Genomic DNA, 25,385 nt, shown 5'->3' with positions numbered 1-25,385 from the left:
AAGGAGGGGCCCTTCCTATCGCCTTCTGGATAGGAAGGGCCCCTGCTAACCGCCCAACCTCCTCAGCGGTTGTTGGCGCAGTAGCCCACGCTGAAGGTGCTGGCGCCCGGCTTGAGGGTCCGATTCCAGGCATCGCCACGGATCCGGTAGGTGCCGTCGTCCTGGAGCTGCCGTGCGAAGTTCCAGGCCGTGTAGATCTGGCCGCCGAGCTCGACGTAGCCGTACCAGTCGACGGGCTTGTCGGTCCTGTTCGTGGCGACGACGGTCGCGCAGTAGCCGCCGCCCTCGTCCGAGTCCCACTGGGTGAAGTTCTCGACCACGAGATCGACGTTGCCGTCGGCCGGGCCGACCAACCGACCCACTCCCCAACGCGAGGTGGTCTGGTAGCCGGTGCCCAACTGGTCGGCCCAGTTCCGGATCGCGGTACGGCTGCCGCCGGTGGCGTCGTTGACCTGGAAGTCCAACCCGTGGAACGTGCCGAGGCCGCCGTACTCCAGCAGGCTGATCGCCGCCTCGACGGTGTACCCGGTGTCGGTGCGGACCGCCGCGCTGGTTAGCCGGCCCCGCTGGAACGCCTCGTCACCGGTGCCGAACGAGACGCCGTTCTCCGCGTTGATCCGGATCTGGGTGTCGTCGTAGCGGTAGGGGCCGTTCTTGACGTTGCCCCCGTCGACGTAGATCTCCACCGAGTCCCGGGTCCAGGGGTCCGAGCCGGAGACGTCCACGACCGGGTCGGCGACCTCGGCGAGCACGTAGAGCGTCTGGTCCCGCCACAGGGTACGGACCGTGGCGATCGCGCCGTCCGCGCCCGAGACCGCCTTCGCGGTCGTGACCGCGCGGGCGTCGGCCCAGGCGGTGTCCACCGCGCCGTCGACCACCGGCGCCGTACGGGCCTGGGTGACCTCCAGGTACGACAGCTCCTCGACCAGGGCCAGGGTGCCCATCGCGCCCGGGGCGTTCCAGGCGGCCGTACGACCGTCGTTGCCGACCCGGACGTCCAGGGTGGCCGTGTCGCCCTCGGCCGCGTCGGTCAGCGGCAGGTGGGCGACGATGTCGTAGCCACCGCTGCGCTCCTTCGCCACGGCGGGCACGTTCCCGGTGCCGTTCCGGGCCACCGTGTAGGTCTGGTCACCGAGCACGAAGCTGACCTGGTCGCCGGCCGAGGCGGCGGGGTCGGAGACGGTGACGAATGCCGTCAGATGGTCCGGAGCCCAGCGCAGCTGGAACTTCGCCAGGTCCTCCACCGGGTGCAGCGGAAGCTTGCGCCAGGTCAGGTCGGAGGTGGCGGTGCCGGAGAGGGCGACGTCGCCGGCGAAGACGTTCGCGGTACGCAGCCGGGCCGGAAGCTCGCCGTCCACCGCGCCGTGGTACGCGGGCTTGGCCCGGAGGTTGTCGTCGAAGACGAGCGGGGCACCGTTGCCGACCCGCCAGGACCGGCCGTCGGTGAGGCCCCACACGGTGACCACGAACAGGTCGTCCGCGTACGCCCGGAAGATCCGGAACGCGTCCCGGAAGTAGTAGCCCTGCTCGATCAGGTTCGCACTCGTCACCGGGGTCCCCGTGGTGACGTCGAACTCGGTGACGGCCTGGATGACCGGCAGGTCCCCGAACGCGGCCAGCGCTGCCCCGAGGCTGGCGGTCGGGGTGGCCAGGGAGACGTGGAACTGGTGGCCCACCCCGTCGACCGGTACCCCGCGCGCGATCAGCCGCTGCACCAGCGCCCTGTACCGGCCCTGCTTGCCGCTCTGCTCGGTGTTGTAGTCGTTGATGAACAGGGTGACCGGGTCGGTGCCGGCGACCGCGTGGACGTCGTTGAACGCCTCGTCCGCGTACTCGAACGCGAGGTCGATGAACTCCTCGCCCAGGATCCGGTACCACTCGCTGCGGCGCAGGCCGTCGCTGAACTCGCCGCTGTCGGCGACGACCTCGTTGACCACGTCGAAGGCCCGCAGCGGGTTGGTGGCGGAGCCGAACGGACCGTACCGGTCACTCAGCGACTCGGCGACGGCGAAGACGTGTGTACGCAGCCGGTCGCGGAGGACCTGCTGGTGGGCGGCTGACGTGCTGAGCGGGTCGCCGGCCTCGTCCTGGAAGAACCAGGCCGGGGTCTGGCTGTGCCAGACGAGTACGTGACCGTAGAGGCCCAGGTTGTTGGCCCGGGCGAAGTCCATCAGGGCGATCGCCTGGTCGTGCGGGCGGAAGCTGCGCTCCTCGTCGTACCACGCCTCCGGTTTCATGTGGTTCTCCGGCGTGATGTTGTTGAAGTGCCGGGTCAGCAGTTGGGCGGCGGCGCCCACCGTCTCGCGGCTGTCGATTGCGACGCCGATCGGGAAGTCGGTCGTCTCGTGGATCGGCGTGAGATCCTCGATGACCGGCGGCTCCGGCACGCGTACCACGACGTCGTCGACGAGGAAGTCGCTGGTGTTTCCGGTCTCGCCGTCCTGCCACCGGGACTCGAAGTAGAGCAGCGCGCTGTCGGCCGCCGGCATCGTGAAGCTCGCGGTCACCTCGGTCCAGCCGGTGTTCGTGATCCCGTCGAACTGGGCGAGCGTGCTGAACGACTGGCTGTCGCCGCTCGTACTGGCCAGGCTGAGCCAGATCTGGTCGGTCGGCTGTCCCTCGGCGAACCGCAGCCACGCGCTGAACTCGTAGGTCACGCCGGTCTCGAATACCGTGCTCACGTCGCGGCCGATGCCGGCGCCCTGGTTCACCCGATTGCTGACCAGGGCCGCGGCCTCGCCGCCGTGCGCGACGTCGGTCAGCGCGACCGTAGGGGCGCCCGGTCCGCCGTCCCGCGGCCCCCAACCGTCGAGCCCGTCCTCGAAGTCGGTGTCGATCACGACCGTGCCGGGTTCCGGCCCGCCGCCGCCATCCGGGGTGGTGATGCTGATGTCGTCCAGCAGGTACGGGGTGGTCCCCTCGGCCTCGACGTAGAGGGTGGCCGCGGCCAGGTCCGCCGGCATGGTGTAGCTGCCGCCGATCCGTACCCAGTTCTCCGCGGTGGTGGAGACGTTGTCGCCGACCCAGGTGTAGGTGTTGTCACCGCCGCCGGCCGGGGTGGCCTCCACGGTGAAGTGGACGCCCGCCGGCCCGGTGGTACCGGCCGGAAGTTTCGCCCATGCGCTGATAATGTACGTGCCGCCAGGCTCGAATCTCGCGGCCGCGTCGATCGCCGCGCCCTGCCAGTTCGCGGTACGGTCGGTGACCGAAAGGCTGTTCGCGCTCTCGTTTCCCTCCGCCGTTATCCCGAGCGTGACGGCTCCGCGCGGTCCCCACGGGGCGTAGGAACCCGATTCGAAATCGTTGGCCAGGACGACCCGGTCCGCAGCCTGGGCGGGGGCGGCGAGCGCGACCGATCCGGCCATGCTGAGCAGTAATGATGTGACAAAAGCGGTCATTTTCCGAGATGGTTTTGCCGGTCTACATCCGATGCGCATCAAGGGCTCCTACCCGGGCGGGACGACGCGACGGCGATATTTCCGAATCGCTGTCACGAATCCAGTCGCGCGAATGTTAGCCGCGTGACGCGGGCTAGTCGAGATACCCTGTCCGACCGGGCGATACCTCTCGCCCGGACGGTCAGGTGACCGAAAGTTTCGGTGACCCGGCTGCCGAGTTTTCGGAGCCGGGCCGTGGTCGAGGGCGGCAAGGGCCAACGGCGCCAGCCGAAAGCCGGCCGGTGCCAGGCCCGGCGGGTGCCCGCCGGCCCGCGGCAGCAGCGGGCGCGGGAGTGGCAGGTACGCCGCGGAGCCTACCGGGCACTCCGTGGTAGCTTCGATCCCAGCGTCGCGTGCCGGTGGCAGACCGTGTCAGGCATGGAGGCGCCGGACCGAAGGGATCACGACGATGTGTGTCGTCCCTTCGCCCTCCACCTGTGGGTGAGGGCGAGCAGACCAGGCTGGTGGCCTGGAGTTCGGAGTTGCGCCGCGTCCACGGAAGGCTCCGCGACGCGCTGCGCATCGTCCGGGAGGCCGTGGCCGACGGCGCGCCGGCAGAGCCGGCGACCAGAGACCTGTTGCTCTTCTGTCACGGGTTCTGCGCGGCACTGACCACACACCACGAGGGCGAGGACCGGGACCTGTTTCCGGCGATCGCCGAGCAGCATCCCGAGCTGGGGGAGACGCTGCGCCGCCTGCGGCAGGACCACTCGATGATCGGGTACCTGCTGTCCGGCCTCCAGTCGGCGGTGGCTCGGGGCGCTCCACCGTCCGAGCTGGACCGGCACCTGGAGGGCGTGGCGGCCATCATGGAGTCCCACTTCCGGTACGAGGAACGCCAGCTCCTGACGGTGCTGGAGACCCTGGCGCTGGACGCGGATCCGGACACCGCGCTCGGACCGTTGTGACTGCCGGACCCAGGTAGCGCGCAGGCCTGACCGATGAAGAGTCGCTCACGGTCGGACCTCCTCGGCTGGGGTAATCGTTTCCCGGGGCGGGTCCGTTCCTTCCGGATGGCGACCGACCGTACCGCCCAGGTAGAACGGCAACTGCTCCAGTGAGCCTCCCATGGACCGGCGGATCGCGTTCAGCAGAGCCAGGTGCGCCACCGCCGCCGGACGCGATGCCTCGGTCAGACCCTCTTCGTCGACCGGATCCGTAACAGGATCCCGTGCCGCCACCGTGCCGAGGAAGACGCCGACGGCGTTGCCGAACGAAGAGATCGCCCGCGCCACGCTCAGCGGAGCGACCAGGCTGGCGGAGGTGAGCGAGACGCTCCAGGCGGCCCAGTCGACATCGACCGGCGTACGGGCCAGGTGCCCGCGCCGCAGCGCCATCATGAACCGGGCGTACTGCGAGAACAGCTCCTCGTACGCACTCAGTTGCTTGTCGCGCAGCCAATGCCGCTCCTGCACCCGACGGGTGACCAGACCGCCCACGAGAACGCCGAGCGTTGCCGAGAGCGCGCCGCCGAGCGTCGTAATGATCACCGTCACCGTGTCCACGGACAAGAGCTTGGCATCGATGCACGGAGGAAGCCAGGTCGCCGGGCATTCCGTCGCAACGGACCAGTCGACGCAACGGGTCGAGCCCCTGATGGCCGGTAATGTGCTGAGGCCATTGTTTGGGAAGCGATCCGGCGCGTGACTCCGGCACCCGCGATCCAGCAGCTTGGCGACCAACCGGCTCATCCGTTCGCTCGCGGCGAGCGAGATGGACGATGTCTGCTTCGGCGTGTCGCCGACCGCGGACCGCGTCGCGGTGCCGGCCTGGTCGGCTCCGGCTCAGACGACTCGGGGACCGTTCGAGAGAGTCGAGACGTGCGGCCCCGCTGCTGCCTTCCGCTGCCGTCGCACCGCTCGCTACTTGCGCTCCGCCACGAATGCGCCGACGCCCTCAAGCGTCTCGGTCAGCCCGGTCGCCCGAAGGATCATCATGGCCATGCCGACCACGGTGTCCGAGACGCCGTAGTCCTTGCAGAGCTGCGACCGGCTGGGCAGCTTCGTGCCTGGCGGCCACTCTCCTGACTCGATCTTCTGACGGAGCTCGTCCGCGAGCACCTGGTACTGCTGCTTGGGCATACACACTCCCCGGACGCTGCGACTGTCGACTCGGCACCGACCGTGCCGATCCCGACTGCCCGAAGTGTGCCGGCTCCGGCCGCAGCCCGTCACTGCTGCGCTGCTTCACCTGCCGGGGCACCCGCCGACTCCCCTGCGAGGCGGCGATCGCGATCACCGATCTCGCCGGCCGGGTCGTGCACCTGAGTTGGCGCAACGACGCATCCGGCTGGCGGACCGGCCGACGGGTGCCGGCGCCGCACGTGGCAACCCACCCCGGCGGCAAACCGCTACACCAACTCCCCGAACAGTTCCGGCTCGCCGGCTGGGCCGACCATTTCGGCGTACGCCCGGAGGACCTGGTCGAACTCGACGGCGGCGGCAGTCTCGACCACGATCTCCGGGACGGCACCGTCACCCTGCACCGGCCCGACGCCGACCCGCTGACCGAGTATCTGCGCTGGGCCGCCCGGGGCCAACCCGGCGTCCGGCTCTTCGTGCTGGCCCGCCGGCCCGACGCGCCGCCCCTGGCCGACCTGGTCCGGCTCGTCCTCGGGCTGCGCCTCACGGTCACGATCACCCTCACCGACCACGTCCGCAACACCGGCGACCTGCGCCTCATCCAGGGCGAGAGCTGGGACGAGCGCGCCGATCCCCGCCCGCGCTGGAGGCACTCGCGGGCACGGCCGAGATCGCCGAGCCGGCGGTAGCAGCCAGCCAGGTTGAGGTGCAGCGACGGATACAGGCCCGCCACCGACATCGGCACGCCGGCCGGCGCGCCCCGGGCATCGGTGAGCGAGTCCGCCGCCGCCAGCGCGCGTTCGTCCCAGACCAACTCCTGGTGGACGTCGTGTGCTGCTGATGCCGCCCCGATGGCCAGGGGCTCAGCCGCCGGCGAGGCTGGCCCGGATGCTGGCGGCGCTGACCTGGCTCTCGTCGGTGTGTTCGGCGCCAAGCTCGGTCAGGATATCCAGGGCCAGTTGCCAGTGCTGGCGGGCCAGGTCCTCGCGGCCGCCGTCGCGGTGGGCGCGGGCCAGGCCGTCGTGGGCACGAGCCTGATCGGCCGGCTGTGCCAGCTTCGTCGCCAGCTCGAGGGCCTGTTCGTGGTTGCTCAGGGCGAGGTCCGGGCGGCCGATGGTCTGGTGCAGGCGGCCCAGGCCCTGCAATGCCTCGAACTGCCAGTTGCCGCTGCCGATCTCACGGGCCAGGTCGAGTGCCTGCCGGTAGGTGTCGGTGGCCTGGTCGTAGTGCTCATGGAACCGGTAGGTGTGGCCGAGGCCGATCAGCGCCGTCAGCCGCCCACTGCGGTTGCCTATCGCCTGGGCGATCTCCAGCGCCTGCTGGTAGTGGCTGGCGGCCTCCGGGAAGTGGCCCTGCAACCGTAGGGCATGCCCGAGGCCGTTGAGCGCGTTGAGCTTTCCGTTGCGGCTGCCGACCGCCTGCGCGAGCTGGATCGCCCGCTCGTAGTGGTCGGCGGCCTCCCGGTAGCGGCCCTGCAACCGGTGGACATGGCCCAGACCGTTGACCGCGTTCAGCTCCCCGCCGCGGTCTCCGAGAGCCCGCGCGACCTGGATCGCCCGTCTGAAATTGTCGGCGGACAGGTCGTGGCGGCCCTGTATCCGGCGAGTCTCGCCCAGGCGGTTGAGCGCGTCGAGTTCTCCGTTGCGGTCGCCGATGACCTCGGCGATGCGCAGCGCTCGCTGGAAGTGGCTGACCGCCTGCTCGTGACCACCCCGCGCCCGGTGCGTGGCCCCCAGGCCGAGCAGGGCGTGCAGCTCACCGGTACGGTCGCCGATATTCCCGGCCATGCCCAGTGCCTGGCGGTAGTGATCGGTGGCCTGCTGGTCGTAGTCCTGCATCCGGTAGAGGTGGCCCAGACAGATCAACACGTCGAGTTCGGCCGCCGGCCGGTCCAGCCGGTGGGCAAGCTGCTGAGCGCGCCGGTGCAGCGCCTCGGCCTCGCGGTAGTGGCCGCGAATGAACAGGTGCGGGTGCAACTGGGCCGACAGTTGCAAGAGGTGTTCGGGCCACTCGTATTCGGTGGCCTGCTCGGCTGCGGCGAGCAGGTTCGCCAGTTCGGTGTCCAGCCATCGGGCGGCCTGATCCGGGCCGAGAAACTCCGGTGCCGGACCGGGAAACCTCGGTGCCGGACCGGGAAACCTCGATGCCGGGCCGGAAGACTTTGATGCCGGGCGGGGAAACGACCCCGCTGGCCCGCTGACCGGCGCGCCGTCCCGGCCGGGTGGCCGCGCATGTGGATAGGCGACCCGCACGGCCACGGTGGCGGTGTGCCGATAGAAGTCCAGCAGCCGCCCGAGCGCCTCCCGCCGGACCTGGGCCGAATCGGTCGTGGCGGCAAGCGTCGCGGCGTGGGCGCGGATCAGGTCGTGCATCCGGTAGCGGCGATAGGCGGACTCCTCGATCAGGTGGTCGGCGTGCAGCCGGTCCAGCTGCGCCAGCGCGTCCCGCAGCGACATGTTGGCCAGGGCGGCGGCCGCGTACGGGTCGACCTCGGTGCCCGGATGCACGCTCAGCAAGCGGAAAAACCGCTGCCCGTCCGGCGTGAGCTGCTGGTAGGACACGTCGAAGACGTCGGCGACGGTGCGGCTCTCGGCGGAGAGGGTCAACGGGCCGCCGCCAACCGACTGACGTACCTCCTTGATCAACTCCTCGATGGACCAGGTCGGGTGCCGCACGTACAGGCTGGCCATGATCGAGATCGCCAGCGGCAGGTGCCCGCAGAGCCGCACCAGCTCGGCCACCGCCCGGCGGTCGGGAGCGGCGCGCGGGGCCAGGCGGAGGAACATCGTGACCGCCTCCTCCGTGGAGAGCAGATCGAGCCCGATCGGGACCGCGGTGGGCAGGTCGGCCAGGCTGCGCCGCGAGGTGACCAGGACGAGGCCCTCGGCGCAGCCGGGCAGCAGCGGGGCGACCTGGCGGCTGCTGGCGGCATTGTCCAGGATCAGCAGCAGCCGCTTGCCGGCCATCCGATCCCGCCACAACGATGCCCGGCCGTCCAGGGTCTCCGGCACGAGGCGAGGGTCCAATCCGTCGGCGACCAGCAACTGGGCCAGCGCCTCCTCGGGCGGCACCGGCGCCTGTCCGGGCGTGTGGGCGCGCAGGTCGATGAAGAGCTGACGGTCGCCGAACCGGTCGGTCAGCCGGTGCGCGACATGCACCGCCAGGGTTGTCTTGCCGATGCCCGGCATGCCGTCGATCGCGTGGATGGCGATCACGCCGCCGGCCAGGGCGGCGTCGGCGACCGCGGCGGTGATCTGCGCCAGCTCCTTGTCCCGGCCCACGAAGACCGCCTGGTCGATCGGCAGCGTACGCCGCACCGGTTGCGGGGTACCGTCCGGCGGTGGGGCCGGGCGAGGCGTTCCCGCGGCGATGCGCCGCCGGGCTGCCAGCCACCGGTCCACCTCGTCCTGGTCGCCGCCGCAGACGCGCACCAGCGCCACGACCAGGTCCTCGCGGGGCAGCACGTCGCGGCTGAACACCGCCGCCATCGTGCTGCGCGGCAGCGCCTGTCCGGCGGTCGCGGCCTGGCGCTCCAGGCGCCGAAGGCCCATCCCGGACCAGCTTTTCAGCCGCCGCAGCGCGTTCACGAACTCGGCGGCCGTGTCCGCCGCGCCGGGATCCGGCCGGCCGTCCCCGTTCGTCAGCTGGCCGTCCCCGTTCGCCAGCTGGCGGTCGCCGGTCACCGGTTGGCCGTTCCCGGTCACCGGCCGGCCGCTCCCGTTTGGCGGCTGGCCGTCGCCGTTCACCGGCTGGCGCTCGCCGTTGCGCAGCTGGCTCATCCCGACCCCGGCCCTATCGATGAATCCGCATGTATGCGAACTGTACCGGCTGGGCGCCTGCCGGCCCGGGACAGTCCCGCACCGCAGGACCCCTCGCCTCCGGCCGCTGGCTGGCCCGATTCTGAGCCCACCAGGCGCTGGGTTCAACCAAAGGAGGAGCGCATGTTGAAACATCGATCCCGGGTGGGCACGCTGGCGCTGTCCGCGCTGCTCGTGGTGGTCTGCGGCCAGGCCGCGCCAGCGGGCGCGGCCGAGGAGATGGCCGTGGACGAGTCGCGCATCGACGCGCTGGCGCGGTCGGTGGCCCAGGAACGCGCCACGTTCGCCGGGATGAGCATCGACGATGATGGCACCATCGTCGTGCGCTACGCCGGCAGCGCCGGCCGGGCCGCCGCCCGGGCGAGACTGGCCGCACACACCGGCGTCACGGCCGGCGGCGGCAAGCGCAGCAAGGTACGCCTCGTCGAGGTCGCGCGCAGCACCGAGCAACTCGACGCGGTACGCGAACAGATCAAGACGGACACCACGCTGAAGCCGGTCATCTCCCGGTACTCCATGGACGTGGAGCGCAACGTCGTGTCCGTCGGCGTCACCGAGATCACCCCGCAGGTCGCCCGAGCGGTCAGGGACCGGTTCGGCGCCCGGGTCGAACTGCATGTGGCGGCCCGCGCGCAGCGGCTGGGGCGGACCAACGACACGCAGCCGTGGGACGGAGGCATCCTCATCCACAGCTCGTTGGGCGGTGGGTGTACGGGCGGCTACGTCGTGCGCTCCCTGAGCGTGTTCAATCCGGTCAGGCAACTGGTGACCGCCGGGCACTGCGGACCGACCGGCACCGTCTGGCGCAACGGGAACACCCCGGTGGGTACGACGGCGCACAGCGAGTGGACCGACCATGGGTACGACTACGCGCGCATCGGCGGGAGCGCGTATACCGCGCGCACCTACACGGGCTCGGTCAACAGCAACACCACGGAGGCGATCGGCGGCAGCGACCTGCCGATCCTCGGCAAGCGGTACTGCACCAACGGGGCCGTGACGGGTGAGGTCTGCTGGGGCACCGTTATCGACCGGGACGCATGTGCGGTGTTCAGGGACGGCGTCACCACCTGCCACCTGGACGCGCTCCGTCCCGACAACCGGAAGGTGATGGCGACAGAGGGCGACAGCGGCGGCGCGGTGATCAAGCGTGTCGGCGGCAAAGTGCTGATCGCCGGCATCATCGTCGGCGCCGACATCCTGAACAACGACGTGTACTTCCACGCCCACGACACGCTGTTCCCCGCGCCGTCCAGCAACTGGGTGGTGGACATCTCCGCGTAACGGGCTCCGCGCGGAAATCGTGGCCCGGCGGCAGTGCCGCTGCCGGGCCACGATGCCACGCTCACGCACCGGGTCATCGCGTCCACCGAACCCGAGCAGGACCCGGACGAGCCGCAACCAACCACCAGTTCGCCCACTGCTCCTGGTCGATCTCGCCGATCAACAGGAACGGCCTGGCAGTTTCGTCGTGCTTCTGCACGATATTCGCTGCCGTGATGATCCCGGTGATCGTGCCGTCGAAATCCCGGACGAAGACGAATCCTCCCGCCGCAGGTCGGCGATCGCGTCGAGCAGGTGCGCGTCGTAGTCGAACACCCCGGCGGCGTGATCATCCTGCTCAGGGGTGTGTCCGGGGCGGCGTAACGAGAGCGAGTCGGTTCGGCGGTCGGCGGAGGAGGCGTACCAGGACGCCAGTAGGTGACATAGGCCGAGAACAGCTTGCTGTCATCCCGCACGATCAGCATGTTCTGCGCGTGCTTCGCCTGGTTGGCGTCCAGGTTCGTCGAGGTCTGCAGCACCAGCTTGGTGTCGCCCTTTGTGATCGCGATGAACTTGTTGTGCATTGCTCCCCGGAACGCGCCGCAGGCCGAGCAGTGCGGAAAGAGACCGGGATCTCCGAATCCAGACGGGCTTTGCCCTCGAGAGATCCTTGCATGTCAAGATCGACGTCCACAAACGGCAATCGATGCCACCGCATCGAGGCGGCGACGGTGCCGCCGCTGCTCCGGATCGGGCTGGTGGTCAGCTCGACGGCGTCAGGCCGCGCCGGATGTCGGTGGCGGTGGCGCCGTAAAGGTCGGGCCGGTTCACCCCGAGCTGGCCGACCACCTTGCGCGCGGCGGCGACGTCCTGCTGCAACCGGGTGAGGGCGTCCGCCACCTTGGTCTCGTCCTCGACGAACTTTTCGTTCTGCTTGGTCAACGCCCGCTGTACCGCGATCGCCACCTGCTGCGCGGTGGCGCCGCCGAGCTCGACGGGCTCCTTGTCGCTGCCGACCTCCAGCCCCTGGGCCAACGTGCTGGTCGAGATGATCACCGCACCGATCCAGGCGGCGATGCCGCCCGTGGTGGCGATGAGGGTGCCGGTGGCGATGCCGACCAGTGTGCTCCAGACGTAGCTCTTGGCGGACTTGCCGCCCGCTCCGAGATCTCCCAGCGCGGCGATCGCCTTGTCCAGCAGGTCGAGGATGGCCTTCCGCTGAGCGATCTTGCTGATCTTGTTGGCCTCCAGCAGTTCCTTGGAGATCCGGGCCGCTGCGGCCTGGCATGCCTGCCCGTTCTCCAACGGTGCGACGAAGTTGGCGATGAAGGTCTGCTGGAACGAGCCTGTCCAGTGATTCTCCATCTGGTCGCGGACGGTCTGCAGCCCGGTGAGCCCGAGATCACGGTTGCCCAGCTTCCCGGACTCGGTCGCTGCCCCGCCGAACATTTCGGCGATCTTTCCGAGGTTGTCGGTGGCAACGTTGGCCTCGTCCGGGTCAGGCGCCAGATAGCCCTCGAAGGTGGGGACGACCCAGGCGTAGTGTTCGTGCTCGATCGCGTGCTGCCACTCCCGGATCTCCGCCTCGGTGATCAGCCGCTCGCTGTTCGGCAGCCCGGGGCCTTCACTGATGATGACGGAGAAACCGCCGGAGGTGACGGTCAACGCCGGCCTGTCCGGATTGGCCTTGTTGTATTCCTGCAGGAGCGCGTCGAGGTAGGAGTTCATGTCCTGGAGGGTCTGCCGGACGAACTCCTGACGCAGCTTCTCCGCCTTCTGGGTCAGGGCTGGCACGAAGTTCGCGTTCGTGTACTCGGACGGTGTGTCGGCGTTACCCACAAGTCTTCGGCCCCTCCGTGAACAACCGCTTCAATTGCCGCATGTTCAATTGCCGCATGTCGTGCGCCAGTTGGCCCCGGGATCGGCCTCGTCTGTCGGTCAGGAGGTGCCTGGTGGCCCCTCGACCGGGATCGGCGTGCCCGGATCGTCCTCGGATCCCGGTGCCGGTGGGGCGACGGCGGGATCGGTGGAGTTCCGGTACGGGTCCGCGAGGATGCTCTTCAACTCGCCGGCCGCATGCGCGTCGGACGCCTCGTACGCCAGCCGCGCCTGCCGGACCGCGGCGGCACCGTCCATCACCACGCCGCCGATCTCGGCGTACATTTCCTGCAACTCGTCTCGCAGCGTGTTCCACATCGTGAGGGCGAAGGTCAGCCCGGCAGCACCGCTCGCCCCCGCGACCAGACGATTCGCGTCGTAGTAGGCGTCCGCGATGCGCGGCAGCAGGGCCTCGGAGACCCGCCACAAGGCGTACAGGTCGCCACCGGTGACATCTTCCGGCACCACCATCACCCCCGTCGATGATCAGCCAAGCTCTATGGCAACAGCGCTACGAGCCGTTCCTCGTTCATGCTCGGCGGCGGCGTGACACCACCACTGCCATCACCGTGACCGCGAGGGCCACGATGATCGTAAGTGCGATCGCCAGCACCCACCATTGTCGCCACCATTCACCGTCGCCGATCGAATCCTCACCCGACAGTCCGGGAAAATCCAGCCGGTAGATTTTGTTCTGGCGGGTATCGGCGAGATAGCCGACCCGGTCGTCCACCATCGTCAGTGGTCCCACGATCGACGGGTCGGTCAGCAGAGTCTCCACCCTGCCGTCCGGGTAGAAGCGGTACAGGCCCTCGTCGCTCGACAGGTACCCGGCGTTGCCGGTCGCGGCCACGTGCAGGTTGCCACGCCAGGCACCGGCCGGTATCGAGGCGCCCTGGGAATCGGAGTAGGACCATGCGTCGTCACCGTCCCGGACCACCGCGCGCATCCGCGTGCCCGACAGGCCGTACAGCAGGGTACTTGCCACCCACCGGTCGCCCCCGGGGCCGGCCGCGGTCGAGATCGGTGCGTAGGGAAAGGTGAACGAACTGGCCTCACCACCCGCCACCAGCCCGACGTCGCCACTGCCGATGAGGGTGTCGATGAGACCGTCAGCCCCGATCCGGCGGACCCGGTAGTTCCGCAGGTCGCCGAAGACCACGGCGCCGTCGCTTCCGACGTCGATGCCGGTGACGTCGCGAAGCTGGGCCTCGACCGCCGGTCCTCCGTCACCGGCGAATCCGGCACCGTTACCGCCCGCCACCAGGGTGACGTCCCCTGCTTTCGACAGCGAGAGGATGCGGGCGTTTCCGCCGTCGCCGATGTAGACGGCTCCGGTCGCAGCAACTCCCAGGCTGGCCGGATTGCGCAGTATGACCTCAGATCCGGGAACCGTGGCCCCCGCCGGCACGGGTGTCTCCGGCGACTCCTGCCCCGATCGCCCCCGGCCCGCGACGGTGCTGATCATGCCGTCGGTGGATATCGCTCTGACGACCCAGTTCTCCGTGTCGGCCACGTATACGACCCCGTCCGGCCCGACCGCTATCCCGCCAGGACCGTTCAGCGCCGCTGCGGCGGCGGGGCCGCCGTCGCCGGAATAGCCCGCCTCGCCGCTGCCGGCGTAGAGCGTCGCCGTCGCGGCGTCGGCCAGGGCCGGCGCGGGCGCGGGCGCGCTGATCATTGCCGCCGCGACGAGCGCCGCAACGAGTCCGCGCGCAGATCGATACCGCGCAGATCGATACATAGACTAGTCTTAACACAGTCGCGCACTGCCGGGCGCCCCGTTTCCTTCCGCTGCCAAAGCCGGGTCCAGACGGCGACGCGCAGCCAGGGGTGTCGCGCCCGGGAGCTTCGGAGATGTGCCGGCCACGTGGCTGGTCGCAGGGTGGCCGGTTGCAGGTGTACCAGCGAAACGGGGAGAGGTGAGCGATCCAGGCCCTGAACGCAGACCGGAGATCTCCGCGTCGTCTCCCGACGGGGCGATCTGGGCGGTGACCACCGACGGCACGGACCTGCGGATCAGCTTCAGTTACGCGGCCTTCGGGCGCTACACCGACGCCGACCTCGCGCATCAGTTGAGCCGTCTCGGCCAGGCGATGTGGGTCGCCTTCCAGCGGTCCCAGGACGACCTCCACGAGCGACGGTTGGCCTCCTTCCGCGTCGCTCCCGACCCGAACAGCCCACCCGACCCGATCCCGGGACAGGCCGCATACGCGGAGGCGCTCAACCAGGTGGTCGCGGTCGGCACGTCACCGGATGGGGCCATCGTCGTCCGCACCACCGGCGCCCTCTACTGGACCGTGGAACTTGCGGACGGCACCCTGGCCAGGTTGGGTGAGGCGGCCTTCCTGTCCCAGCTCACCGCGGCGGTGCAGGCGATGCTGGCCGACCGGGAGACGAAGATCGCCGCCCTGAAGGCGGAGTTCCTCGACCTGGGCGTGCCGAGACGCTGGACCGAGCTGCTGGACCAGCTACGCAGCCAGAACCGCGCCAGGAACAACCGACGCTGAAAGGCTGAGGCTCCGAGCGAGCACGTCCGGCGTGAGCGGGAGACAGGTCACCGGATACTTTGATCGAGTTTGTGATTACACCTCCGTGATGGCGTTATTCAAGTTCGTGATCAGTGGCGAGCAGCGGTTCGTTGCCGCAGTTGTAGCTTGTGACGCCGCTGCCGCAACTCGATTGTGGGTATGCGTAGCGCCGGACGATTTGGCGACCGGAAGTAGTTGGGTCGGCTGCTGGAGCGGTGGAGCCGGCAAAGCGGAAACGGCATCTTCTCTCGGGCGACTACTCGAAGAACTCAACGCGGAAATTGCGCGTGTGGCACGCATGGGGGTGTTCGGCGCCTATCTCGACGATCATCTCTTCTTCGACGGGTGGGATGCTTGGGGAAGCGGAATCCCGGCACCGATAGCCAACCTTCGTCCTGTCGATGTGCTCGCGCGCGCGGAAAGCTGCCGTTCTAGCGGTGACCTCGTAGGTAGAATTTTCGGCCGTGGATGGCGAATCAGCGATTCCGTTTAGAAATTGGCCAGATTCGGCGGGGGCCGGGCGGGCGTTTCAGCGCGCGAGTACGCAGGCATGCGAGGGATCGCCTCGCTCGCCGCCGATCTCGTCCCAGATCTGGGCGAACAAGTCGCGAGCAGCTTTACGCTGGCCTTGGTGATGATGCAACTGCGCGCCTTCGTTGATGTGGGTGAGCGTTTTATCGGTGATCATCAGCTACTCCTGTCCCGGCTCATGTCGCGACGATGGATGGATCGTCGGCAGGTTCCAACCTTCGCCCTGACCGGGGGACTGGACTGGCACAAACGCCGATCTTGGTCCGGCAACCTCGTGCGGATCCCGGTGTGGTTTGGCATGGCACCGATATGGCAGTGCCGCAGCGAGGACACTCCGGGTCAGGCGAAGAGCGTCAGCGGCTGATCCGAGGTGCGGATGCTGCGGGTGAGCCGGCGTAGTGGCAGGAGGAATTCCGATGAATGTCATTCCGTGCACTGGTGAATGGCATTCCGTGTATCGGTAGCTTCGTGGCAATCCGTACGTTTCTGGGCACCTGTGGCGTCCCGGATGATTCGCCTGGTGACTTGGGTCCGACACTTCGGCACCATTCTGATCTTGGTGATTGTTACGTTAACATCTCGCCAACTCCGAAAAGAGGTGGGTCGATGGCCCAGGATCTGCTCCTGCGTGCGCCCAGCGGAAACGCCCTCCTATTGGGTCTTGCCCCGGATCCCCCGGTGTCCACTTCCAGCATGACGGCACGGTTTGTCGGCGGGAGGTTCGCCCGGGTTTTCCAGGTCGGCCAGCCCGGCTTCTACCAGGCCGGCAACGAAAGCCTGATGCCGGCCGTGGTCAGGGACCGGTTCGTCTTCGACGGACGGGAAGTACGGATTGCCACCGGTCTGGACGGAGTCAATGCCTCGGTGGGGTTGATCGACCACTATCACGAGGTCGTCACCATCTACGGCGGCCCACCGCCAGGACGCCAGGAGGTCATCTCGCTCTTCGAGCAGCTCGAGTTCAGGGACTCGCCGGAAGGCATGGTGATCCGGCCCTGGGGTGACCTGGAGTTGAGCGCGGAGGCGGTTTCGGTCTATGTGGACGGCCGGGGCACCATCACCGTGCCGTCCAACGACAACGCGGCCGACCTGCGACCGGACTACAAGGGCACCCCGACCCGCTACGGCGAGCTGTGGAAGCGGGAGGGCCAGCTGCCCGACCGGAAAGGCGACGGGGTCAACACCTTCGTCTACCTGCTCGGCACCACCCGGGCCATCGCGGAGATCGTCTTCCCGGACACGTCCGAACCGCACGAGACGCCACACCCGGAGGTCAAGGACGAGGTCCTGCTCGAGTGGCTCTACGAGCTCAACCCGCGCTGGGAGGGCTGATGTCCCCCTGGCTCGCGGTCGTGGTGCTGACCTGGGTCGCGCTCTTCGTCCTCTATCTGGGGCTGGCGGCCACCCTGCACCGGGTCAACCGGCTCGGCGTCGAGCTGGCCGCGATCCGCGCCGACGGCGGCGCCCGTGCCTCCGGGGTACGGCTCGCGCTCCCCGCGCTCGCGACCGACCCCGGCAGGACCGTCGTCCTCGCCGCCGATTCCACCTGTTCGGCCTGCCAGGGAGCCGCCGCCGAGCTGGGCGAACGGGCACCGTCGTCCGTGCTGCTCACCTACGAGCCGCCCGAGGAGTGGCACGGCACCCCGTTGACGGTCCGGCAGGACCCGGAGTCGTGGCAGCGGCTCGCCCACCTGTCACCGCCGGTGCTGATGACGGTCGACGCCACCGGTCAGGTGGTCGAGCTGGCCCTGCCCACGCAACCCGGAGACGTCACCGCCGCGCTGACGGCCTGGGGGATGGTCCCGGAGAGGAGTGCGACATGAAGCTGACCTTGGACAGCATCGTCGACGCCGACAAGGCGCCGGAGAACCCTGAGCCGACCACGGTGCTCTCCGCCGTAGCCGGAAAGCGCCATCGGCGATCCTTCCTGCGCGCCATCGGCTACGCCGGGATCACCATCGGTGCGCTGGCCCTGGCCGGGCCCTTCGGCGGGCGTACCAGGCTGGCCTGGGCGGAGACCGGGCCCGGCGGGTTGACCGGGCACGACGGCTGCGGCGGCATCAACTACACCCCCACCCCGGACACCCACGGCATCTACACGACCGCGCCGCCGGCCTGTTACGGCGGGTCGTACCGGGGCTGGAACTGGTGCTCCTCGGCCGGCTGGCACCGGTCGACCTGGGCCCGGTCGGCCGACAACAAGTGGTGCTGGCACATGACCCCCCGATCCGACGTCTGTGGCAACCCGGCCCGGAACGCGTGGCGGTGGGCCACCGGCGACGGGCGGCTCTGGCGCTGCTCGGACGGAAACAGCATCGTCTTCCGGATGTCCGACAACAAGAAGTACGGCCCCTACCTGAGTATCTGCCGGGCACGAGTGTGAGCGTCACCTGCGGGGCGCGGGGTGTGAGCGCCACCTGCCGGGCGCGGGGATGAGTGCCCCGTCGGCGCCCCGGCCCATCCGCCGCCGATGGCATCCGGTGCTCGTCGCCGGCTGCCTCGCCGGCGTCGCCGCCCTCGCGGCCGTCGCGGCGATCCGTGACACCGGTCCGGGCTTCCTGCTGTGGACGATGCTCGGCGCGACCGCCGGTTTCGCGACCAGTGGCTCGGTTTGAAGCCGCAACTCGGCGTTCATGCTGAACTCGTCGGTCTGGCGAGGTCGTGGAGCTAGGTACTTCTTCTGCACCGGGCTGGTCCTGGGCGCGCTGACCACGGCGCTCGGGCTGCTCCTGGCCGGATCGCTGCTCCGGCTGGCCGCGCCGGAAACGGTCTGGCGCTATGTACTCGCCGCGACGATCGGCGCCCTGGCGCTGCGCGAGTTCGGGGTGCTGCGGTTCTGGCTGCCGCAGAACAAGCGGCTGGTCCCCGAGCACGTCAACCGGCACGGCCGAGTCTTCGGCCCGCTCCAGTTCGGCTTCGAGATGGGGACCAGCATGCGGACCTACACCCCGAGCGCACTGCCACACGCCGCCGCGTTGAGCGTCGCCCTGTTGGCCGGACCGCTCGGGGCGGTCGCGGCGGGGATCGGGTTCGGGCTGGGCCGGTCCGCGATGACGATCGGCAACCTGCGCTACAGCGACGACAACCGGTGGGACCTGGCCTGGATCGCGCACGAGCGGCTGATCCGCGTCATGCTCGTCGCCGGGTTCCTGGTCAGCGCCGGGCTGCTGCTCGCCGGCTGACCCGGCGGTCCGGGGACCCACCATCCGATCGAGCCGATCTCTGCGCACCGGCCGATTCCGGCTGTGAAACCGCAGCCTGCGGTGGTCTGACCAGGTCCGGTAGGGCCTCCCCTACCGGCGATATTCCCGCTCACCGGCTGTCATCCGGACAGACTGCTTCATAGGGTCGCAGGAAACGCATAGAAAATGATTCCTGTCCGTCCGGAGGTAGTCAGAGTGAATCTGTCCGTCGAAGACCCGCCCGCCGGGAGTCGAGCGCTCTCCGGGACACCCTCCCGGATCGTCGACATCGACGCGTTGCGCGCCGTGGCGCTGCTGCTCATCCTGGTCGTCAACATCGCCTACTTCGCCGACGGCTATTCCTTCCAGCTGGTTCCGGATCCCGCGCACGACTCGTGGGGCGACCAGGCGGTCCGGTGGCTGATCGAGATGCTGTTCGCGATGAAGGCGTACCTGCTCTTCTCCTTTCTGTTCGGCTACAGTTTCACGCTCCAGCTCGATTCCGCCGCGCGGCGCGGCGTCGACCCTGTCCCACGGTTCCGGCGCCGGATGGCCGGGCTCTTCGTGCTCGGCATCCTGCACGCGGTGCTGCTGTTCCAGGGCGACATCCTGACCACGTACGCATTGCTCGGTCTGGTCCTGCTCGCCATGCGGAACGTCCGCGTCGGGACCGCGCTGCGCGCCGCCGTACTGCTGACCGGTGGGATCGGTTTCGTCCTCGCGCTCGCCGCCACCGGCGGGACCGAACTGGTCACCGACCCGGCGGCGGCACTCGCGGCGGGGCAGCGGTCCACCGAGGCACTACAGGGCGGGCTCGGCTCGTTGATCGCCGAGCACGTACGCCAGCTGCCGGCGATGCTCGGCGCACTCCTCGTGCAGGGGCCGCTCGCCCTCTCCGCCTTCCTCTTCGGTTACGTGGCCGGGCGGCGCCGGCTCCTCACCGATGTCGGCGGGCACCGGCAGCTCCTGCGCCGGGTGCAGCGGGTGGGCTATCCGGTCGGCCTGGCCGGTGCGGTGATCTTCGCATCGGGCGGGGGCACCGCGAACCTGACCGGGCTGGCGGCGGGCGTGCTCACCGCGCCGCTGCTCGCGGCCGCGTACGCCGCCACCCTGCTCCAGTTCTTCCAGACCGACCGGGGACGCCGGGTCGTCGCCGTGCTCGCGCCGGCCGGCCGGATGTCCCTGTCGAACTACCTGGGTCAGTCGCTGCTCTGCGTGCTGGTCTTCACCGGCGTCGGGCTGGGCCTCGCCGGTGCCGTCGCACCCCTGGCCGTCGTGTTCATCGCGGTCGCGATCTACTGTGTGCAGCTCGCCGTCAGCGCGGCCTGGATGGCCCGGTTCCGGTACGGACCGATGGAGTGGCTGTTGCGGGCCTGGACCGAGCAGCGGTGGCCACGGCTGCGAACCGGTTCCCCGGCACGACGGCTCTTCGAGGTTGAGCGAGGTTGAGGTGTCCGCGGTGGACCACTGCGCGGACTGACAAACGCCACCACGTGATTGCGTACGGCTCACGAAGACGCGCACCCTCCGGCGCCGACACACTCCCGACATGTGGAGAACACTCAGACGGGGCATCGTGGCGTTGGCCGTCGCGCTCGCGATGCTGCTATCCGGGGCGGCCCAACCGGCACACGCCAACGCCGACGGCGCAAGCAAGAACGTCACCGATCTGGCGCTGCTCGCGTACCAGGTCTTCAAGGCCCGTGGCTTCACGGCCGAACAGATCGCGCAGTTCGTCCAGCTGGTGCTCGGAGCGGTCAGCGCGACCGACAACGCCATCCGGGACCACATCGACGGCCTTGAGGCGTCCGAGGTACTGGGGCACCTCCGCAGGGTCTCGTACGAGATGTCGGAATACCAGGTGATGCGGGAGAACGAGATCTGGCGGGAGACGTACCCGTGGACGGTCGCAGGCTTCGCGACCAACGCCTTCGAGAAGTACCACGCGGTCCAGTCGCGCGTGGCCAAGGACCAGATCGGCCTGGCCGGACAGAGCCTCTACTCGACCCTGCTGTCGGTCGCCACGGACGCCGGGTTGAACAACCTGGTGGGCAGGGCCGACACCGACTACGTCACGCTCATGCAGAACATCGTCAGAGACCTGGAACCAACGTGCACCCGGGTGCCCGCGCCGGACAACACCCCTCGGGACATGACCTTCACCCACACCTGCGAGGCGGCGAACGGCAACGAGGCCGTCGGGTACGAGATGGTCACTGGCGGCGTCCTGGTCAAGGGACCGCCCGACAAGGAAGCCCTCAAGGCCGCAGCCGCCAAGGACTCCGCCTGGCTGGCAGCCAAGCAGACCCTTGCCAGGATGGAACGTTAGGAGACCGTGGTGAGAAAAAGACTACGCAACTGCGTGATCGCCGCCGGTGTGGCGGTGGCCGTCGCGGTGGCACCTGTCGCCACACCGGCTCAGGCCGCGCCGCGTACCGGTGACATGCAGGTGATGTTCTTCGACTGGACCAGCCTCGTGGTCGCGGTCGCCGGGCACCTGCTCTCCGGCGGCAGCTCCGAGGCGCCGTCGCTGCAGGCGGCCGTCGACCAGATCATCGCCGCCGTGGAGCAGACGGAGCGCGACATCATCGCCCACACCGACCTGATCGCCGCCGCCGACGTGCAGGCCTGCGCCCGCCAGCACACGATCGAGTTCAGCGACATCGACAACATGAGCAACACCGTCCGGCAGCTGTGGGCCCAGAACGCCACCGGCTGCGCCGCCCTGGCGACCTCGTACGTCAGCACGGTCACCACCCCGGCGGCGGTGGACAACATCGGCCACGTGTTGCCGTCGCTGTTCGCGATCGTGGTCGCCGCCCGGGCCAGGGCCGGCCTGACCAACGGCATCAACCTCGTCATCCAGGACCAGATCCGCAGCTACGAAGCGGTCGTCGCCAAGCTCACCCCGACCGACTGTGTGAAGAGGCGGACCCGCGATCCCGGTTACCCGGTCGAGAAGTGGTGGGAGTGCACCGCCTACAACGGTCATGTGGGCAGCTCCAACGTGGTCGTCGGCGACCTGCGCGAACCCAACCGCACCCAGGCCGAGGACCGGGCCACCAACGGCACCAGCCGCCCCGTCGCCAAGTCCGCCCTGCCCCAACTCCGCGCCCTGGGAGTCTGACCCGCCACCGCCACCGCCACCGCTACTGCTAACCGGGCCGCACGGCCGCCCCCGTTGCCGTGCGGCCCGGGTCCGTACGACACCGGCCGGTGCCAGCGGCGGGCCCGCAGGCGACCGTTGTGGGGCCGTCGCGCCTCGCGGCGCGCCCGCTACGGACTCGTTCCCCGGCAGACGACACGACACGGCCGGCTCCACCGGGAGCAGGGTCCGACGATACGTACTCTTCGACCAGTGGAAGAGATCGTGACGTACCTGGAGATGACGGCCCGTGAGCAGCTCGACCCGGCCGATCCGGTGCCCGGCCTGACGTTGGAACCCCTGCACCGCGACTCGCCGTTGGTCGTCGAGCTGCAGGTCAGGATCGGCACCCCCTACGGCTGGAGGTGCGCCAGCCGGACGGAGGCGGACTGGGCTGCCTGGTTCGCCCGGTATCCGGACCGGATGTTCTGGCTGCTGTCGTTCGAGGGCGAGCCCGTGGGCCTGGTCGCCTACGACCTGCACCCCGGCGACGAGGTGGAGATCGAGACCTTCGGGCTGGTACCGGAGTTCGTCGGCAGACGCCTCGGCGGGTACGCGTTGACCCTCGGGATCCAGCGGGCCTGGGACCTGACTCCCACGGTACGGCGGCTCTGGCTGCACACGTCGTCGATGGACCATCCCCGCGCCCTGCCCAACTATCACCGCCGGGGTTTCCGCACTTTCCGGACGGAGACAGGCGACCGGGCCTGACCGAGCGGGCCGATCGCCGTAGGGAGCGTCCGTGACGGACGTGGCAGCAGCCACGCCGTCGTGGGCGCGACTCGGACCGTCGCTGTTCGGGGCTGTTCGGAACTGTTCGAAGAAACGTATCCTCCGTCGTGCCGTTGTCGGCTCTGTGAACACGTCGTCCGGACGAATACTGGCTAGAAGGAAAAGACGCGAACTGATCCGAACAGAGATTGTCTTGTGGGGACTGGATGGTTGCGGCAGGCTCGGCAACGAACGAGCACGATCCGAGCCGTACGGTGAGAGGACGGGTTCACATGAGACTACTCCGAATGGCGTTAGCGACGTTCGCCCTCGTCGCGGCGTCCATGGTGGCGTTTGCCGCTCCGGCGCAGGCAGAGCAGGGCTGGCAGGCATGGGGTCCCTGGAAGACGCACTTCGGCTCCGGCAAGACCTTCCAGTGCCGCAACTACGTGGATGCCACCACGGTGGGATCTCGGCTTCTCCTCAGTGCCTCCCTCGAGTGCACGTCCACGACGAGTGCAGCTGTCTACCTGACCTCGTCGCCCCAGGGTGGCATCACATCCAAGTTCTGCTACCAAACCAGTACCTGCTACATCTCGAAGTATGTCAACAACCCCTCCGGCACCCAATCCTGGATGGTGCTGAATACCTCCAATATCGGAGGGTCCGACATTCCCCAGGCCAGGATCGATTTCAGGGTCTGACCGACGTACTCGAATGCGGCGGCTTGCTCTGCCGGAGCGTGAGTTCCGGCAGAGCAGGCCGTCGGGCCGTCCCCGGTGAAGTTTTCTCCAGAACGAGTTCGTGCAGGTGGGCACGAGGATCGACAAGGAGTGCATCGGCTGACCCACCCGCCGCCGCCACCCGACGACCACCGATCGACCGTGGACCAACCGTCCGACCCGGGCCGTCCGCAGAGTGGATTCGGTGGTCGGAGGGTCGGCGCCCGGTCGGACCCGGCGGGCATGATGGGCAGGTGCCGCGCCGGCCGATCCGGAGTCGGCGACGTACGACCGGGAGACAGGAAGACATGGCCACTACCGCCGACACGACCATCGCCGCGCTCCGTTCGGGCCACGACGAACTCGCGGCGCTGGTCCGCGACCTCGGCCCGACCGACCTGAGCCGGCCGTCCGGGGCCAGCGAGTGGCAGGTGTCGCAGGTGCTCAGCCACCTCGGCAGCGGCGCCGAGATCAACGAGGCCACCCTCGACGTGGCGCTGGGTGAGCGTCCCGCGCTGGAGGCGGACTTCAACAAGCAGGTCTGGGCCCGGTGGGACGCGATGACTCCGATCGCGCACGCCGAGGGCTTTCTGAAGGCCAACCGGCGGCTGGTCGAGCGGTACGAGTCGCTGGACGCGGCCACCCGGTCCCGGGTACGGATGGACCTCGGTTTCCTGCCCGAGCCGGTCGACCTGACGACCGCGGCCGGGATGCGGCTCAGCGAGTTCGCACTGCACCAGTGGGACGTGGAGGTCGCCTTCAACCGGTACGCGACGGTTGCCCCGGAGGCGGTGCCGCTGCTGCTCGACCGGCTCGACGGCCTGCTCGGCTGGATCGGCCGGCCGGAGGCGGTCGGTGCCGGGCCGGTGGAGCTGGCGCTGCGGCTGACCGACCCGGACCGGTCCCTGGGGCTGCGGCTGACGGACCGGGTCGAGTTGGTGGAGCTGCCGGAGCAGCCGGCCGGTGAGATCAGCGGACCGGCCGAGGCGTTCCTGCGGCTGGCCGCCGGCCGGCTGGCGCCGGAGCACACGCCGGACACGCTGGCCGTGACCGGTGCGCTCGACCTGGACGACCTGCGCCGGGTCTTCCCCGGCTACTGACCGGCAACGGCGTCCAGGGCGCTAGAACGGCGTGACCACTGAACCTTTTTCAACCTGAACCGCGCGGCGCTCACACACCGCGTCCTGCCTTGCGCTCCGACGGACCGCAAGGGGAGGTTGAAAAAGGTTCACTATCCGGTCCGGGACCGGCTCCAGTCCCGGACCAGCTGGTCCCGGGGACGGTGGCGAACGTGCCGCCGACGGTCCGGACGGGGTGCGCCGTCCGGAACCGAGCGGCACCCCGACGGCCGTGGGTCAGGTGTGGCCGACGGATCGCCACTGCCGTTCGGGTTGCTCGCCGGAGGCGGTGACCAGGGCGGAAAGCAGCCGGACCACCTGTTCGGCCCCGTCGAGGGGGGCGCTCTCGACGAGCTTCGCGAGTGCCGCCGTCCGGCGCTGGATGATCCGCTCGACCACCTCCCTGCCCTCGGCGGTGAGGATCAGCCAGGCCACCCGCCGGTCGGGTGGCCGGTGCTCGCGATGGATCAGACCGCGATGGATCAGCCGGTCGCAGAGCCGGGTGACCGTGGATGGATGCACACCCAGCGCCCGCGCCAGGTCGATCGTGCGCTGCGGTCCGTGGGTGGCGAGCACCACGACCGTCCGGTACTGGGGCAGCGTGAGGTCGATGTCGAGCGAGCCGAGGCTGCGTGCGGTGAGCCCGACCAGCACCCGACTCAGCGCCGCCAGGGCCGCCACGAGTTCGTCCCGGATGACGGCGGACGATGCCGGCAGATCCGGCCGATAGGCAAGGTTCACCTCGTCCGGCCCGGGTGGCGCCGTGTCGCCGTCGTCCCGCCGGACCTCCCCGGGACGCCGGTCGGGAAGGTCGCCCGACGCCTCGCCCGATGCCCCGGTAGTCCTCGCCGCACCGGTAGTCCCTGCCGAGGCCACGCCAGTCCCCGTCGAGGCCAGGCGAGAGCCGCGAGGACCGCTAGCGTACTGTGCCACCTTACAATGATTGCAGCTATGCAGGTATCTGCGCG

The 25,385-nt window shown here is 69.3% G+C and carries 25 protein-coding genes; 16 read left to right on the top strand and 9 right to left on the bottom strand.

Annotated elements, in window-relative coordinates; genetic code table 11:
• Positions 1–62: 62 nt before the first annotated feature.
• Positions 63–3,398: an endo-1,4-beta-xylanase gene (locus EV371_RS26420; RefSeq protein WP_165436837.1), complete on the bottom strand. Its 3,336-nt coding sequence runs from the start codon at positions 3,396–3,398 to the stop codon at positions 63–65.
• A gap of 476 nt (positions 3,399–3,874) precedes the next feature.
• On the opposite strand from EV371_RS26420, the gene EV371_RS26415 reads away from it, so the two are divergent.
• On the top strand, positions 3,875–4,345 hold the full coding sequence (locus tag EV371_RS26415) for a hemerythrin domain-containing protein (RefSeq protein ID WP_130464435.1): 471 nt from the start codon (positions 3,875–3,877) through the stop codon (positions 4,343–4,345).
• A 45-nt stretch (positions 4,346–4,390) separates the two neighbouring features.
• Here the strand turns inward: EV371_RS26415 and EV371_RS26410 are convergent, their stop codons facing one another.
• Positions 4,391–5,119 carry a hypothetical protein gene (locus EV371_RS26410; RefSeq protein WP_349338769.1) on the bottom strand — a complete coding sequence of 243 codons (729 nt, stop codon included), beginning with the start codon at positions 5,117–5,119 and terminating at the stop codon, positions 4,391–4,393.
• A gap of 180 nt (positions 5,120–5,299) precedes the next feature.
• Positions 5,300–5,518 (bottom strand): winged helix-turn-helix domain-containing protein, encoded by a 219-nt coding sequence (locus EV371_RS26405; RefSeq protein WP_130464434.1) that lies wholly within the window; start codon positions 5,516–5,518, stop codon positions 5,300–5,302.
• Between the two features lie 242 nt (positions 5,519–5,760).
• On the opposite strand from EV371_RS26405, the gene EV371_RS26400 reads away from it, so the two are divergent.
• Entirely contained in the window at positions 5,761–6,207 is a 447-nt protein-coding gene (locus tag EV371_RS26400) for a hypothetical protein (protein ID WP_130464433.1), read from the top strand.
• Positions 6,208–6,381: 174 nt separating this feature from the next.
• On the opposite strand, the gene EV371_RS26390 is transcribed toward EV371_RS26400, so the two are convergent.
• Positions 6,382–9,297, bottom strand: coding sequence for a tetratricopeptide repeat protein (locus EV371_RS26390; protein ID WP_130464432.1), 2,916 nt, complete (start codon positions 9,295–9,297; stop codon positions 6,382–6,384).
• A 162-nt stretch (positions 9,298–9,459) separates the two neighbouring features.
• Between EV371_RS26390 and EV371_RS26385 the strand changes: the two genes are divergently transcribed.
• Positions 9,460–10,620, top strand: coding sequence for a chymotrypsin family serine protease (locus EV371_RS26385; RefSeq protein ID WP_130464431.1), 1,161 nt, complete (start codon positions 9,460–9,462; stop codon positions 10,618–10,620).
• Positions 10,621–11,361: 741 nt separating this feature from the next.
• On the opposite strand, the gene EV371_RS26375 is transcribed toward EV371_RS26385, so the two are convergent.
• The 3 genes from EV371_RS26375 to EV371_RS26365 form a co-directional block, all read right to left on the bottom strand.
• Positions 11,362–12,393, bottom strand: a complete 1,032-nt coding sequence (locus tag EV371_RS26375) for a hypothetical protein (RefSeq protein ID WP_130464430.1) — start codon at positions 12,391–12,393, stop codon at positions 11,362–11,364.
• Positions 12,394–12,537: 144 nt separating this feature from the next.
• Positions 12,538–12,951, bottom strand: a complete 414-nt coding sequence (locus EV371_RS26370; protein ID WP_130464429.1) for a hypothetical protein — start codon at positions 12,949–12,951, stop codon at positions 12,538–12,540.
• A gap of 55 nt (positions 12,952–13,006) precedes the next feature.
• The gene (locus tag EV371_RS26365; protein WP_165436836.1) at positions 13,007–14,158 is read right to left on the bottom strand and encodes an NHL domain-containing protein; all 1,152 of its coding nucleotides are present in this window, start codon (positions 14,156–14,158) and stop codon (positions 13,007–13,009) included.
• A 241-nt stretch (positions 14,159–14,399) separates the two neighbouring features.
• On the opposite strand from EV371_RS26365, the gene EV371_RS26360 reads away from it, so the two are divergent.
• Both EV371_RS26360 and EV371_RS26355 read left to right on the top strand, forming a co-directional pair.
• Positions 14,400–14,987: a hypothetical protein gene (locus EV371_RS26360; protein ID WP_130464427.1), complete on the top strand. Its 588-nt coding sequence runs from the start codon at positions 14,400–14,402 to the stop codon at positions 14,985–14,987.
• A gap of 88 nt (positions 14,988–15,075) precedes the next feature.
• Complete coding sequence (locus EV371_RS26355; protein ID WP_207230611.1) at positions 15,076–15,501, top strand: hypothetical protein; 426 nt, start codon at positions 15,076–15,078, stop codon at positions 15,499–15,501.
• Positions 15,502–15,537: 36 nt separating this feature from the next.
• On the opposite strand, the gene EV371_RS33550 is transcribed toward EV371_RS26355, so the two are convergent.
• Positions 15,538–15,696 (bottom strand): hypothetical protein, encoded by a 159-nt coding sequence (locus EV371_RS33550; protein WP_165436561.1) that lies wholly within the window; start codon positions 15,694–15,696, stop codon positions 15,538–15,540.
• Between the two features lie 536 nt (positions 15,697–16,232).
• Here EV371_RS33550 and EV371_RS26350 point away from each other — a divergent pair.
• From EV371_RS26350 to EV371_RS26300, 11 genes are all read left to right on the top strand, one after another.
• Positions 16,233–16,871 (top strand): hypothetical protein, encoded by a 639-nt coding sequence (locus tag EV371_RS26350; RefSeq protein WP_130464426.1) that lies wholly within the window; start codon positions 16,233–16,235, stop codon positions 16,869–16,871.
• On the top strand, positions 16,871–17,362 hold the full coding sequence (locus EV371_RS26345) for a hypothetical protein (RefSeq protein ID WP_130464425.1): 492 nt from the start codon (positions 16,871–16,873) through the stop codon (positions 17,360–17,362). The genes EV371_RS26350 and EV371_RS26345 overlap by 1 nt, the downstream gene beginning before the upstream one ends.
• Positions 17,359–17,922, top strand: a complete 564-nt coding sequence (locus EV371_RS26340; RefSeq protein WP_130464424.1) for a hypothetical protein — start codon at positions 17,359–17,361, stop codon at positions 17,920–17,922. The genes EV371_RS26345 and EV371_RS26340 overlap by 4 nt, the downstream gene beginning before the upstream one ends.
• Before the next feature lie 49 nt (positions 17,923–17,971).
• Complete coding sequence (locus EV371_RS26335) at positions 17,972–18,154, top strand: hypothetical protein (protein ID WP_130464423.1); 183 nt, start codon at positions 17,972–17,974, stop codon at positions 18,152–18,154.
• An 18-nt stretch (positions 18,155–18,172) separates the two neighbouring features.
• Positions 18,173–18,721, top strand: a complete 549-nt coding sequence (locus EV371_RS26330) for a hypothetical protein (protein WP_130464422.1) — start codon at positions 18,173–18,175, stop codon at positions 18,719–18,721.
• A gap of 216 nt (positions 18,722–18,937) precedes the next feature.
• Positions 18,938–20,170 (top strand): DUF418 domain-containing protein, encoded by a 1,233-nt coding sequence (locus EV371_RS26325; RefSeq protein WP_486484795.1) that lies wholly within the window; start codon positions 18,938–18,940, stop codon positions 20,168–20,170.
• Between the two features lie 100 nt (positions 20,171–20,270).
• Positions 20,271–21,050, top strand: a complete 780-nt coding sequence (locus EV371_RS26320) for a hypothetical protein (protein ID WP_130464420.1) — start codon at positions 20,271–20,273, stop codon at positions 21,048–21,050.
• Between the two features lie 9 nt (positions 21,051–21,059).
• The gene (locus EV371_RS26315) at positions 21,060–21,848 is read left to right on the top strand and encodes a hypothetical protein (RefSeq protein ID WP_130464419.1); all 789 of its coding nucleotides are present in this window, start codon (positions 21,060–21,062) and stop codon (positions 21,846–21,848) included.
• A 231-nt stretch (positions 21,849–22,079) separates the two neighbouring features.
• Complete coding sequence (locus EV371_RS26310) at positions 22,080–22,577, top strand: GNAT family N-acetyltransferase (RefSeq protein WP_130464418.1); 498 nt, start codon at positions 22,080–22,082, stop codon at positions 22,575–22,577.
• 308 nt (positions 22,578–22,885) lie between these two features.
• Positions 22,886–23,281 (top strand): hypothetical protein, encoded by a 396-nt coding sequence (locus EV371_RS26305; RefSeq protein WP_130464417.1) that lies wholly within the window; start codon positions 22,886–22,888, stop codon positions 23,279–23,281.
• 326 nt (positions 23,282–23,607) lie between these two features.
• Positions 23,608–24,399 (top strand): maleylpyruvate isomerase family mycothiol-dependent enzyme, encoded by a 792-nt coding sequence (locus EV371_RS26300; protein WP_130464416.1) that lies wholly within the window; start codon positions 23,608–23,610, stop codon positions 24,397–24,399.
• A gap of 255 nt (positions 24,400–24,654) precedes the next feature.
• Here EV371_RS26300 and EV371_RS34655 read toward each other — a convergent pair whose 3' ends face one another.
• Positions 24,655–25,158, bottom strand: a complete 504-nt coding sequence (locus EV371_RS34655; protein ID WP_486484973.1) for a MarR family winged helix-turn-helix transcriptional regulator — start codon at positions 25,156–25,158, stop codon at positions 24,655–24,657.
• Positions 25,159–25,385 lie beyond the last annotated feature (227 nt).

This window comes from Plantactinospora sp. CNZ321 (assembly GCF_004217235.1).
Note: the sequence above shows the minus strand (reverse complement) of the source record. Positions and strands in the feature narration are given on the sequence as shown.

Excerpts from the sequence above, each read along its gene's own strand:
- EV371_RS26420 (WP_165436837.1), bottom strand. The coding sequence starts at position 3,398 with ATGACCGCTTTTGTCACATCATTACTGCTCAGCATGGCCGGATCGGTC.
- EV371_RS26405 (WP_130464434.1), bottom strand. The coding sequence starts at position 5,518 with ATGCCCAAGCAGCAGTACCAGGTGCTCGCGGACGAGCTCCGTCAGAAG.
- EV371_RS26390 (WP_130464432.1), bottom strand. The coding sequence starts at position 9,297 with ATGAGCCAGCTGCGCAACGGCGAGCGCCAGCCGGTGAACGGCGACGGC.
- EV371_RS26385 (WP_130464431.1), top strand. The coding sequence starts at position 9,460 with ATGTTGAAACATCGATCCCGGGTGGGCACGCTGGCGCTGTCCGCGCTG.
- EV371_RS26365 (WP_165436836.1), bottom strand. The coding sequence starts at position 14,158 with ATGATCAGCGCGCCCGCGCCCGCGCCGGCCCTGGCCGACGCCGCGACG.
- EV371_RS26355 (WP_207230611.1), top strand. The coding sequence starts at position 15,076 with ATGGCGTTATTCAAGTTCGTGATCAGTGGCGAGCAGCGGTTCGTTGCC.
- EV371_RS33550 (WP_165436561.1), bottom strand. The coding sequence starts at position 15,696 with ATGATCACCGATAAAACGCTCACCCACATCAACGAAGGCGCGCAGTTG.
- EV371_RS26350 (WP_130464426.1), top strand. The coding sequence starts at position 16,233 with ATGACGGCACGGTTTGTCGGCGGGAGGTTCGCCCGGGTTTTCCAGGTC.
- EV371_RS26345 (WP_130464425.1), top strand. The coding sequence starts at position 16,871 with ATGTCCCCCTGGCTCGCGGTCGTGGTGCTGACCTGGGTCGCGCTCTTC.
- EV371_RS26340 (WP_130464424.1), top strand. The coding sequence starts at position 17,359 with ATGAAGCTGACCTTGGACAGCATCGTCGACGCCGACAAGGCGCCGGAG.
- EV371_RS26335 (WP_130464423.1), top strand. The coding sequence starts at position 17,972 with ATGAGTGCCCCGTCGGCGCCCCGGCCCATCCGCCGCCGATGGCATCCG.
- EV371_RS26330 (WP_130464422.1), top strand. The coding sequence starts at position 18,173 with ATGCTGAACTCGTCGGTCTGGCGAGGTCGTGGAGCTAGGTACTTCTTC.
- EV371_RS26320 (WP_130464420.1), top strand. The coding sequence starts at position 20,271 with ATGTGGAGAACACTCAGACGGGGCATCGTGGCGTTGGCCGTCGCGCTC.
- EV371_RS26305 (WP_130464417.1), top strand. The coding sequence starts at position 22,886 with ATGGCGTTAGCGACGTTCGCCCTCGTCGCGGCGTCCATGGTGGCGTTT.
- EV371_RS26300 (WP_130464416.1), top strand. The coding sequence starts at position 23,608 with ATGGCCACTACCGCCGACACGACCATCGCCGCGCTCCGTTCGGGCCAC.